The 10,057-nt window shown below is 49.1% G+C and carries 16 protein-coding genes and 2 pseudogenes; 1 reads left to right on the top strand and 17 read right to left on the bottom strand.

Features of this window, described 5'->3' with window-relative positions:
* Window positions 1-346: 346 nt before the first annotated feature.
* The 6 genes and pseudogenes from JIF53_RS17805 to JIF53_RS19820 form a co-directional block, all read right to left on the bottom strand.
* Window positions 347-670, bottom strand: a complete 324-nt coding sequence (locus JIF53_RS17805) for a hypothetical protein (RefSeq protein ID WP_199453764.1) — start codon at window positions 668-670, stop codon at window positions 347-349.
* A 135-nt stretch (window positions 671-805) separates the two neighbouring features.
* A complete protein-coding gene (locus tag JIF53_RS17800; protein WP_199453762.1) occupies window positions 806-1,558 on the bottom strand; it encodes a hypothetical protein in 753 nt (250 codons plus the stop codon).
* Window positions 1,536-1,817, bottom strand: a complete 282-nt coding sequence (locus JIF53_RS17795) for a type II toxin-antitoxin system RelE/ParE family toxin (RefSeq protein WP_023012028.1) — start codon at window positions 1,815-1,817, stop codon at window positions 1,536-1,538. Before JIF53_RS17795 ends, JIF53_RS17800 begins: the two co-directional genes overlap by 23 nt.
* On the bottom strand, window positions 1,814-2,086 hold the full coding sequence (locus JIF53_RS17790) for a CopG family ribbon-helix-helix protein (protein WP_022989998.1): 273 nt from the start codon (window positions 2,084-2,086) through the stop codon (window positions 1,814-1,816). Before JIF53_RS17790 ends, JIF53_RS17795 begins: the two co-directional genes overlap by 4 nt.
* Before the next feature lie 72 nt (window positions 2,087-2,158).
* Window positions 2,159-2,338: pseudogene (locus JIF53_RS19825) on the bottom strand (transposase); the annotation flags it as partial.
* Window positions 2,339-2,344: 6 nt separating this feature from the next.
* Window positions 2,345-2,632: pseudogene (locus tag JIF53_RS19820) on the bottom strand (helix-turn-helix domain-containing protein); the annotation flags it as partial.
* On the opposite strand from JIF53_RS19820, the gene JIF53_RS19690 reads away from it, so the two are divergent.
* On the top strand, window positions 2,588-2,851 hold the full coding sequence (locus JIF53_RS19690) for a hypothetical protein (RefSeq protein ID WP_323127212.1): 264 nt from the start codon (window positions 2,588-2,590) through the stop codon (window positions 2,849-2,851). The pseudogene JIF53_RS19820 and the gene JIF53_RS19690 overlap by 45 nt on opposite strands.
* Window positions 2,852-2,924: 73 nt before the next feature.
* Here the strand turns inward: JIF53_RS19690 and JIF53_RS17780 are convergent, their stop codons facing one another.
* From JIF53_RS17780 to JIF53_RS17730, 11 genes are all read right to left on the bottom strand, one after another.
* Window positions 2,925-3,191 carry a DUF2442 domain-containing protein gene (locus tag JIF53_RS17780; protein ID WP_058340468.1) on the bottom strand — a complete coding sequence of 89 codons (267 nt, stop codon included), beginning with the start codon at window positions 3,189-3,191 and terminating at the stop codon, window positions 2,925-2,927.
* On the bottom strand, window positions 3,151-3,390 hold the full coding sequence (locus JIF53_RS17775) for a DUF4160 domain-containing protein (RefSeq protein ID WP_081697604.1): 240 nt from the start codon (window positions 3,388-3,390) through the stop codon (window positions 3,151-3,153). Before JIF53_RS17775 ends, JIF53_RS17780 begins: the two co-directional genes overlap by 41 nt.
* A 91-nt stretch (window positions 3,391-3,481) precedes the next feature.
* Window positions 3,482-4,150 (bottom strand): hypothetical protein, encoded by a 669-nt coding sequence (locus JIF53_RS17770; RefSeq protein WP_199453758.1) that lies wholly within the window; start codon window positions 4,148-4,150, stop codon window positions 3,482-3,484.
* Window positions 4,151-4,310: 160 nt separating this feature from the next.
* On the bottom strand, window positions 4,311-4,586 hold the full coding sequence (locus JIF53_RS17765) for a hypothetical protein (RefSeq protein WP_199453756.1): 276 nt from the start codon (window positions 4,584-4,586) through the stop codon (window positions 4,311-4,313).
* A 106-nt stretch (window positions 4,587-4,692) separates the two neighbouring features.
* The gene (locus tag JIF53_RS17760; RefSeq protein WP_199453754.1) at window positions 4,693-5,256 is read right to left on the bottom strand and encodes a BrnT family toxin; all 564 of its coding nucleotides are present in this window, start codon (window positions 5,254-5,256) and stop codon (window positions 4,693-4,695) included.
* Window positions 5,257-5,798: 542 nt separating this feature from the next.
* The gene (locus tag JIF53_RS17755; protein ID WP_199453752.1) at window positions 5,799-6,254 is read right to left on the bottom strand and encodes a DUF6998 domain-containing protein; all 456 of its coding nucleotides are present in this window, start codon (window positions 6,252-6,254) and stop codon (window positions 5,799-5,801) included.
* Window positions 6,255-6,330: 76 nt separating this feature from the next.
* A complete protein-coding gene (locus JIF53_RS17750; RefSeq protein ID WP_199453750.1) occupies window positions 6,331-7,020 on the bottom strand; it encodes a DUF3800 domain-containing protein in 690 nt (229 codons plus the stop codon).
* 266 nt (window positions 7,021-7,286) lie between these two features.
* Complete coding sequence (locus JIF53_RS17745) at window positions 7,287-7,553, bottom strand: hypothetical protein (protein WP_199453748.1); 267 nt, start codon at window positions 7,551-7,553, stop codon at window positions 7,287-7,289.
* 93 nt (window positions 7,554-7,646) lie between these two features.
* Window positions 7,647-8,066, bottom strand: coding sequence for a GNAT family N-acetyltransferase (locus tag JIF53_RS17740; RefSeq protein WP_199453746.1), 420 nt, complete (start codon window positions 8,064-8,066; stop codon window positions 7,647-7,649).
* A 78-nt stretch (window positions 8,067-8,144) separates the two neighbouring features.
* Window positions 8,145-9,308 carry a hypothetical protein gene (locus tag JIF53_RS17735; protein ID WP_199453744.1) on the bottom strand — a complete coding sequence of 388 codons (1,164 nt, stop codon included), beginning with the start codon at window positions 9,306-9,308 and terminating at the stop codon, window positions 8,145-8,147.
* A 105-nt stretch (window positions 9,309-9,413) separates the two neighbouring features.
* Complete coding sequence (locus JIF53_RS17730; RefSeq protein WP_199453742.1) at window positions 9,414-9,785, bottom strand: hypothetical protein; 372 nt, start codon at window positions 9,783-9,785, stop codon at window positions 9,414-9,416.
* Window positions 9,786-10,057 lie beyond the last annotated feature (272 nt).

Here is a 10,057-nt window from a genome sequence, read left to right as displayed (position 1 = left end):
TATCAACCAATATCGGACCATCGGTTGCTCCCGCTCTTTGCTTCCTGACCTCAAAGTCAGAATCTCACCCAGTTATCGCCTCTTGTTGGCGCAGAGGTGGGCTTGACGGGTATATTGGCGAGCGAAGTCACTGATTCAGGTATTTGTTTTCTTGCACCGGGTTTCAAAACCCGAAAAAGACTGTTTATATATACAGTATATTCGGGTAACCTTCCGAGAAAAGGCAAGAAAACCCTATGCAATCAACCCACCGCTATAACGCCAACGTTTAGCGGCGCCCATGTAGCGCAGCGAAATGGGCGTCCGGTGTAGGGCCGGCAGGCCCGGAACGTACTACAACGACTTGTTAACCATACTTGATGGCTAGCAAAATTGCCGACACTGCTGCCGCAGCTAAAAACGGGGCCATGAGTATGAGCAAAGAGACTCGATACTCCTTTAGTGACTGATAAGTCCAATAGGCAGCAACAAAAAAGGAAGCCACCCCTACCCCGTGGGCCCACTTACCCGAAAACTCAGCGAGTCCCGTGCGCCCAGGTAGCGTCACATTGTCGAAATAGAATGCCACCGTACCGGCAACCAGGAACACGAAACTGAACAAACCATTAATGAATGACCAGCGCCGACGATAATAGCTAGCATCCCTGATGACTGGATCAAACTTCCACAATGCACGGCTCTCCAGATTGCCAGTGTGGTTAACGCTGAGCTTAGCGGCGCCCTTGTAATGGAGGCGAAGCCGCAATGTAAAGGGCGTCCGGCGGCCATCGGCCGCGTACTACAGCGACTTGTTATACTACGTCCCCTATATTCCGAGGTTCTTCAGTACCTCACGCTCTAGCGCCCCAGTGGCCACACACTTTGTAGTTTGCGGAAACCTGGCTGAACCATTCGTGTTGAACGTGATGGTATCGTTCAACCTTTGAGATGCGCCTTGAACGTGCGTAACCGTCGCATCTTTAGTTACCACATATTTGGTGTTTACAGATACAAGGGTCTGCTCAGAACTGAGTTCTTGGAGGATAATGTTTATCCTGCCTTCTAGATCCATTCTGCGCTTAATAAAAAACAAATCTTGGCCATTATCGAACGACTCGTACTCTTCGTAAGCCGAAGCAGCTGGAAAGCGATATCTTCGTTCACCTCGCATATTTTTAACATGTGACTCGACGGTACCACAGTCGATATATCTTTCAGGGTCACCTGAGTAACTCAAATTGATAAATCCTGAATCCTTGTCAATATTGTTGATAACGAAAAACGAGCTTCCTAAAGAAGGAATGATTTTTTTCCAGACTCTCTCAACTGGCTCATCAATAGTAATGGAGTTTTTGGCCGTCGGTGTGGCTATAGGCGGCGTATAGTTCACTTTGCCAGCACAGCCAGCCAGAAAAAATAGCGTAATCGTAAATAAAACAAAGTTTAGCTTCATATTTCTACCTTTAAGACTTGATGTATAACGCTGAAGCGCACCGGTGGCTTTGTCGCAGCGCAGCGGAGACAAAGGCATCCGAGTGACGCGCCTGGTTAAATTACTACCGCTCACCTTCAAGGCCATGCCATACCCGGAGAATGATGATGGCACTGGGATGGAGCGAATATCGAACGACATATTTCCCGAAAACCATATCTCGAACAGAGTCAGGCACCGGTGCCATTTCAACTGGTGTGCCCATCTTGGGAAAATCAGGAAGCAATTCGATTTTGCCAACCAGTTCGGTGGCGATCCGGGCTGCCGCCGATGGATTGTGGACTGCAATGAACTCCCTGAGGCGCTGTAAATCTTCAATGGCTTCGTCCGTGTAAACCAGTTTCACTTACCTGACCTCGGTGCATCCTGCTCGTTGTCGGTTCCCCAACTATTAAGCCAGCTGTGAACCTCGCGGGCATCAACAACCTTGCCTTGTGCAGCGGACTCCATTGCTTCTAAGGTCTGTTTCCAGCGCTCTTGCTCCAGCTGCTGCTTTTCTATGTACTCCGATAATGCTTGGTTAATTACCCAACCTTTGCTCCGGTGCAACCTGCCAGCAATTGCTTCCAGGTGCTGTTCAACTTCTGCTTGAAGGCGAACCGTGGTGACGCTCATGACTATACCCTCGAGTTTGGCTACTACAATGTATTACAACATAGTCTACGAGGGTGCGGCAAAAAATTTGGTTCATCGCGCTTTACCGGGAAATGCTGCTTTTATCTTCAGAAAGAAGTAGTCGTTATCCCGGTAGCCGTAGGCCACCCGCTTGATCACCTTGATCTTGTTGTTCATTCCCTCCAACACACTGGTGTTCAACCGGTAGACCGCGCTGGCGATAATGCCGTCGACGTAGCCCTTGAGGCGCCGATGGTCGATGGCCTTGACCGTATGCCAGTGCAACCCTAGCAGCGTTGCCAGATGTTGGATCGGCATCAGTCGTACCAGGGATTCAATCCAACTGACCATGCCTGCCGTCAGACGCTGTCGCCCTGGTAACCAGCGAATCTGTTCAAGCTTGGGGCCACAGGTCGTACAACGAACTCGGCGAACTGGCACGTCCAGCCAGACGCGGTATTGGAACAGGTCGCGTTCTCGGACTCGTCGGGTGCTGATGTCATGGATGGCAAGCGTGTGCTGATTACAACCACTGCAGCATGGCAAGTAATCGTCGGCAGGTTGCAGTCGGATGAGCAGAGATTGAGCGTCAATCTGGGCATACGATTCTATCGTGAATCCTTCCCAGAACAGGGCAAGAGGATTAGCATTCATAGGGACGGCGGTGAGTCGGTCAGGTTTGTTGTTTTGGCGAACTCAAAACTAACCGGTTTTACCGCCGTCTCCTACTTTTTCACGCTAACCCGCGATGAACCAAAAATTTAACGCCCCGCAGCATGCGCGGCTTTGGAATGGAGGCGAAGCCGCAATGGAAAAGACGTCGCCGTGCCTGCGATGGTTATGTGCTGTGAGCGACGTTCGGGAACCTCTCGGGATGCTCTATAATTTCTTCCGTCAGGTCGACATCAAGGTCAGGCCAATAGAAGTGGCCTGGAGATTGTTCCTCAACGTTCACAATTGCGCTGACCGGCTGCTCCTTAAACCAGGGAAAACTGTTGTAGGGCATGAAAAACTCTCGGTCGTGCGCCAGAAGCCACACGCCATGCGCAGAAATGTTCGTCACCTCAACTGCCGAAGTGCTGTTTCCAAGCGCTGACAAGCTCATCTCGGTGATCCTCCACCAATAATTCGATTTCTTTCAGTTGCTGCCGGTTGTATCCGTAATTTTTGGACAGCTCAAGATCTGGTTCAAGCCAGAATTTTGCCTCGCCATCACCCGATACTACATGAACATGCATGCGAGACTCCTCTCGCGAGAAGAAAAAGAAACGATATCCTTTTTCTCGGAATACTGTAGGACTCATCCATACTCCTCACACATAACGCCGCCAGCATGCGCGGCTACGTAATGGAGGCGAAGCCGCAATGTAGTAGACGTCGCCGTGCCTGGCCTTGTTATAAACCCTTTCGCTCCAACTCAGCCAACGATCTCTCAACTCCGGTAGCTAGATCAATTGACTTTTCCAGTAGTTCGAAAATGGAATCTACCGTCAACTCAATTTTCTTGCCATCTTTGTCGAGACCTGCTCGATGAACGCAGTCATGCCTCTTTTTAACGGCATGAAATAGCCATGACAGATCCTCAAATCGATGACCTAGTACATCCCTATACATCGGAACAACTTTTTTGAGATCGTGGAAAATCAGGCCTCTGAGATATGTTGAAACCGTCAGCTTTAGAGTGTCTTTCTGTTCATATATTTCACGAAGCGTGAACTTTCGATTTGCAAATTCGGGATCCGACTCGACAAGTTTTCTGGTTAGCTCCTCGGAATTGCATACGTTATGAATAAAGGCTCCAGCAAGATATCCTTCCAGCGCAGAAACGACATGCGCATGAATCATCACAAGGAAGCTAAACCGTGCACTTTGGGGCACGTCTAGCCTGAGAATTTCGCCAACACTACTCAGTTGTTCTGCTAGTAATTCAAAATGGTTTTTGTCTTCGTTCTCTGAGAACCATTCGTACTCTTCTTCGGAGAATTCATCGATCAAATCATCTATAAATTCCGGGTCACCCGGACTTCGACCGTACATTTCACATAAGTCTTGGTAGTCACTCATTGGTTAATCATCCCGAGATTAGACGATAGGATTATGGTTTATAACGCCCTTGTTTAGCGGCGCCCATGTAGCGCAGCGAAATGGGCGTCCGGTGGAGGGCCGCCAGGCCCGAAACGTACTACAACAATTTGTTAAAGGCTTTTCCGTCAGATCTCGCTAGTCACGACGACGCCAAAAATATCGCCTGTAAGACGCTCACAACTGTTAGGAACCCGCCAACGACGATCAATCTTCTGTGAGAGAGATCGATACCTTGAATCAGGATAAAGCTCCCAACGGCGCCACTGAAAAAACCTCCGCTGAACTGGGAACCACCAATTGCGAATACAAACACCAAGTAAACCACTGCCAGAAAATACAGCAATACTCGTAACGGCTTGACCTCAAAACGCTTGTAGTAAGCCTGGTCTTCTGGGGAAAGATCTTCCTTGCTCACCGGAAACTCCCTTGAGCCTTTAACGCTGAGCTTTGCGGCAATTTTGGAGCCGCGAAGCGGTGGAAAAATTGTCCGGCAACAGCGGCTGGTTAGAACGCAAATCGGCCTACATCCCCGCATTCCCTGAAAGAGATTGATTATCATACTGCCGCTCTTCCTTCGGTTTTGCTCGCCTGACCGAGATTACGCGCTTTTGCATGAGGGCCAGCTCACCTCGAAGGGTGGCAATTAAAACCCACGTCTTTTCACGATGCTTGAAAATATACATATCTCGGAGGGGGTCTGTGTTCGGGCCAGTACGCTCTATACCTTCCTTTTCGTAATCCAGCCCTTCTAGTTTCTCCCATTTACTTGGATCACCGATAGGAATTCGCACAGCATGGTGATCTTTCTCAAGCGCGGCGGTGGCCTCGCTGAACGAAATGCCTCGCTCCCTCTCCGTGCGACTGCTTTTGTTTGCGTCCCACTCCCAATGATGATGCCTAGCCTTATGAGGCATGAAGTGATGACACGTTTCTGTAGTTGGGTCATGGATTGCGGGCGGCCAGCCATTTTTATCCCATCGGCTTTCTTTCATACACCGCGTAGGCACACCGCCCGGTGTTTCCCCAAGTGGTACCAAGCCTCGAATATCCATGAGAAAGGCGCAATTTTCACAATTCTTACGCATTCGGCAACAATCCTTTCCGTCAGAATAAGCCTTGCGTTCTAACGCTTTTGTTTAGCGGCGCCCCGACAGGGGCGTCCGGTGGAGGCCCATCAGGGCCGGAACACACTGCAACTACTGGTTATGTGGATTAACGACGGAACTTATTCAATTCACTGCCCGAATACTCACTGTTGCACCTTGCACACCGGAACAGAGGACGGGGCCTGCGCCACAGCCACGCTCCAAAGCCGCCAAATAAACAGATAATTGCGAGACCGAGAGCACGACTCTGCTCAAAAACTTCCATACCTATAATCAAACCAAGCGCAAAGAAGATCATAAAGCTTGGCATTCCATCATAAGGAGATAGTGCCGGAGCTCTAGAAGAAACGTACAGAGAGTCCGGCTCAACCGTTCCTATTTTCCGCAATATCCCGCCGCATACTTTGCATTTCTTCATGACTCACACATAACGCCGAAGCACAGCGGCGACCTTGGAGTGGCGACGAAGGAGCCACGTAAAGGGCGTCCGGCGGCCATCGGCCGCGAACTGCTGCGCCTGGTTAAATGGCCTTGGGCACACGATCTGCTTGAGCCACTGTTTTGTTGAGTTGCCGAAGTTTGTTGAGAGAGACTTGAAACTGGCCATTACTCGGCAGCCGTTTACCTGTGAACTGCTCCCAAACAAGAGCTCCGGGCCCGTTATAAATTTCTTCGAATGTTCCGTCACGCAGGATCTTGATGATGATCGTATGCTGCGGCTGACTCCGAAACGCAACAGAGTTGGATTGCGTAGCCTTGATTTCAACTTCCAAGCCGGTTTCGGTGACAGCGTCATAGCCTTTGTTGGACGCTGTCTTCAACTCCAAATTGTATGCGTCGGCCACGAGACACTCACCCAAACTGCCAACCATGTGACCATCCGGGGTAAAGTGCCTGCCCGGAAACATGTCTTCCAACTCATTGACCGTGGCATAGAGCTGCTTGACCAAGGCCCGGAATTTATCGTGATCGATCATAGACATTTAACGCCCGGCTCACGCGCCGGTTTGGAGCCGCGAAGCGGCGGAAAAACGGTCGCCGTGCAGCCGATTGTTAAATTGCTGTATGGAGTCCATGCTGAATCCCACCAAAATAATCAAACTTGCGTTCGATGATATTGAAGAACTGATCATCGCCCTTTTCGTACTTTCGAAATAGTGCATAGGCAACCAGATCAGCGAGCTGAATAAGCCTTGTTGCTTCTGAATCGATAAACGCAGGAACTTCAGCCATGTTCCGCAATCTACCCCACTCGTGACCATCCACCTTGAACTCTGTTGCAAGTGCCTGGATGGGAGCTTCTTTGCTGCTTTTGTCGAATAGAATCAAACCTCTTTGCGTGTTCTGAAAGTGAACATGCTCTCTAGCTAAGAAGTGATCAAATCGGGTAACTATCTGCTGAAAGGTATAGTGAACTGGATCGTCGGGTGAGATCGCCCCCTTTCTTACGACAGAAGCAAAGATTCTGTACTTCCTGCCATCGATTAAGCGAAGGGCATTCTTGATAGCCTCTAACCGGTCTTCCTTTTCAAATTTTCGCCAAAATTTTCGCCCAGCAAACATCGGGGCACCGTGGAGTTCGACAGAATCCGGATCTTGCGGATTGAATGTTTCCGCAATTTTGTCCAATTCAAGAGAAAGCCAGTGCGCAGAACGCTCAAAAACACTCACACCAGCAAGCACAAAGTGCTCCTGATCTGGGCCCCCGGGCGTGCCAGACTCATCGGCGTATAGCAAAAACATCAATAACTCCCTGAATAACAAGCGAGAGTAGATGTTAGGAGAAGGGAGGGAAAAAGGAAAGGCGGCGGAAAGAGCACAATGCTCAGCGCACCGCAGTAAGGCAGCCCGCCATAGATTGTTTCCAACCGCAGCTCAATTTTATCCATACGCCACGGGTTCTGCAATAATAAATTTAACGCCAGCGCACAACGGCGCCCTTGGAATGGAGGCGCAGCCGCAATGTAAAGGGCGTCCGGCGGCCACCGGCCTCGTATTGATGCGCCTTGTTATAGCTTGGGTTTGAGGGCATGGTCCACAGCCTCTTTTAACCAACATATACCGAAAGCTAACACACCACACACAGCGATTGCTTGGGCGTAGATCATCAACGCATCGGAAAAACCGTGAAACTGGATGAAGCCAGCGACTCCAGATTTTCCGATTACCTCTCCGGATTCGCTGTACTCCCTTACCGGACCGACAGTGACAAACAGAAAATAGGTCCAAGGCAAGGCCAGACCGACAATAAGGCTTGTGAGGAGTTTCGATTTCAAGCTACCAAGTTTCCCTTTGGTTTGTGGCTATAACGCCTTGGGTAAGCTGCCGGGACGGAGCGCAGCGTAGTACCGGTCAGCTTCACCCGCTTGTTATGGGTTGATAGCGCCATAGTAGAACTCATAAGGTCCATCTTTGCGAAATCCCATGCGCTTGTAGAACTCAGCTGCGCCTGAAGCCTTGTGGGCGACCAACCACGCACCGCCATTCATGCTTTCTACCAAAGCTCGAGCTACGCCCTGTTTTCTACTTGGCTCAGCAACAAATAGCTCTTGGATGCATGTAAGCTGACCCGAATGCCACGGATAGGAAAAGGAAAAAATTGCTCCGGTTATCTCGTTGTTATCTTCGGAGACAAAACAACCCTCCGGGTCGATTCCCCAAAACCGATGCAAATAAGCAGATGCATTGGCCAATTCCCAGGATTCGTTATATGGCGGGGCTGAATAGGCCTGACAAAAGATCCTCGCAGCTTGCTCGATATCTTCTACCTCACAGCTCCTTATTTGCATGTTGCTCCTTCCTTAGATACCCATAACGCCCGGGCTCAGGGGCGTGAAGCGAAGCGGAGCGTCCCTTGGAGCCCATTGTTAGGCCACGCCCCTCTCTTTTAGCCATATATCTCTATGTCTTCGCTTTCTGTTTTGTTTGCTTTCTTCATAATCAAAGCTTTTCAAGAATTGATCTTTTGCCGCTTCAATTTTTCTTATCTTAGCATCCAACTCGACAACGCCGCGTCTGTGTTTTTCCTGGTTAATAAACTCATTTTTGCTTTTAAAAATATTATCAATTTCACCGGCGATAGAGCTAATAATGTTTCGTAACTCGTCAAGTTTCTTTTGCAACTCCTTTTTCTGATGACCTGATTTTTTTAGCTCATACATTTTTGACCGATCTTTTTTAACCTTATTTATTTTGGAGAATAGATCTCCGATTCCCTCTTTAACTTGTCCTATAGCGCGATGCAGTTCATGTTGCTCTTTTTTTAAATCTCCAATTTTTCTTTTTGCATCTTGGACATCTTCATAAGCAGAATCACGATGGTATTTATATGAATCAAGGTCGCCGAAGCTCTGCCCAAACAAAGAATGTTTTGGTAGCTTCTTTCCTGCATTCCCGAAAAGCCAAGGTGTCCTGTCGGATTTTGCGTACCAAGAGGCAATTCTATCCTTGTAATCTTTGAGCTCGCTGTATGCGCTGTTTTTTTCATCGAACGCTGCAGACAAAGAGGATTTAATTACCGATAGATCATCATAAAGCCCCTTCTTCTTTGAAAAAAGAACTTCTTTTTCTGCATCCCCTTCATGAGGACCAAATACAAACTCGACGAACTCAGCTAGAGAATTGCACCGTGGGTCTTCCCATGTGCATTCTTTCCACCAATAAGAAATCGTTTTACCCGTTTGGGCATTGTAGACCCAAGGTGCTCCATCAGGATCGTTTGCGATAACAACACAATTCCTTTCGTCGACCTGGCGCCAAAATTCTTCGTCCTCCTGCAGCAAACGAAACCAGCGATCAGTTTCTTTTGGAATTTGCTCTAAGGAATGAAGAACGATCTGACTGCCTAAAACGCCTCCGCCAAAAACATTGAAATACGACTCAAGCTCGGATGTACGGGGAACTGTCTCTGGCCAAGGAGTATCTTTGGGCTGTTGAACCTTAAATAGAAAAGCTGGCTCGGGCGCGGCAAGGCCATTTTCATTGCCTTCATAATGCGCCGCGATTAGCTTCAATTTCTCTAACCAATCCAAGGTATCTCCTTGCGCTTAACGCTTTTGTTCAGCGGCAGCCTTGGCAGAGCGAAGCGGCGACAAGGCTGTCCGGTGGAGGGCCGTCAGGCCCGTAACGAACTGGAACTATTGGTTAGGCTTGGTCTCTCTGGGATTAGGTGTTGACGGCAAGACTAGCGGAACTGCAAACCGCAAACGAGAGACTGAAGAATTAGCCGCCTCAGATTGACCCTGCGACCCCAAGCCCACAATTCCAGTAAAAACACCGATTCCACCTTTTGTCTGCGTGCCTTCTGTAACCGTAACCGCCACGTCAAAATCTACGGTCTCAATCGTAGCTCCATTTTTCGCGTCCTTACGAGAACTTGCGTTATTCGAATTGTGGATTTGGCGCTCTGGATTAATTCTTGCCCCATTCTCATCAGCGTATCGTTTTGCTTCGTTTACGCCATCGATTATTTGCTTTAGTGATTCAGAAACGAAATCCTTCAACTCCATATGGACACTCCCTTTAATCCTGCCTAACGCCAGCCAGCATGCGCGGCTACGAAATGGAGGCGAAGCCGCAATGTAGTAGGCGTCGCCGTGCCTGGCCTTGTTAACCATACTTGATGGTTAGCAAAATTGCCGAGTGAAGTGGACCCCAAATTTTGGACAGGTGCCTAAGCTCTGATTCATCATCTCCACGAGGAGGAGAATCATGAGCAAGAAACGCAAGCAATACAGCGCATCATTCAAGTCCAAAGTTGCTCTGGCCGCCCTCAAGGGTG

The organism is Marinobacter sp. bablab_jr008, from assembly GCF_016464145.1.
GTDB classification, from domain to species: domain Bacteria; phylum Pseudomonadota; class Gammaproteobacteria; order Pseudomonadales; family Oleiphilaceae; genus Marinobacter; species Marinobacter nauticus.
The sequence above is the reverse complement of the archived record's forward strand: the minus strand, read 5'-3'. Positions and strand labels throughout refer to the sequence as shown.

Bases quoted from the DNA above. Each gene is read 5' to 3' on its own strand.
- JIF53_RS17775 (WP_081697604.1), bottom strand. From the start codon at position 3,390: ATGAGTCCTACAGTATTCCGAGAAAAAGGATATCGTTTCTTTTTCTTC.
- JIF53_RS17800 (WP_199453762.1), bottom strand. From the start codon at position 1,558: ATGGCCTTGAAGGTGAGCGGTAGTAATTTAACCAGGCGCGTCACTCGG.
- JIF53_RS19690 (WP_323127212.1), top strand. From the start codon at position 2,588: ATGGATGGCAAGCGTGTGCTGATTACAACCACTGCAGCATGGCAAGTA.
- JIF53_RS17770 (WP_199453758.1), bottom strand. From the start codon at position 4,150: ATGAGTGACTACCAAGACTTATGTGAAATGTACGGTCGAAGTCCGGGT.
- JIF53_RS17790 (WP_022989998.1), bottom strand. From the start codon at position 2,086: ATGAGCGTCACCACGGTTCGCCTTCAAGCAGAAGTTGAACAGCACCTG.
- JIF53_RS17755 (WP_199453752.1), bottom strand. From the start codon at position 6,254: ATGATCGATCACGATAAATTCCGGGCCTTGGTCAAGCAGCTCTATGCC.
- JIF53_RS17730 (WP_199453742.1), bottom strand. From the start codon at position 9,785: ATGGAGTTGAAGGATTTCGTTTCTGAATCACTAAAGCAAATAATCGAT.
- JIF53_RS17780 (WP_058340468.1), bottom strand. From the start codon at position 3,191: ATGAGCTTGTCAGCGCTTGGAAACAGCACTTCGGCAGTTGAGGTGACG.
- JIF53_RS17750 (WP_199453750.1), bottom strand. From the start codon at position 7,020: ATGTTTTTGCTATACGCCGATGAGTCTGGCACGCCCGGGGGCCCAGAT.
- JIF53_RS17760 (WP_199453754.1), bottom strand. From the start codon at position 5,256: ATGCGTAAGAATTGTGAAAATTGCGCCTTTCTCATGGATATTCGAGGC.
- JIF53_RS17740 (WP_199453746.1), bottom strand. From the start codon at position 8,066: ATGCAAATAAGGAGCTGTGAGGTAGAAGATATCGAGCAAGCTGCGAGG.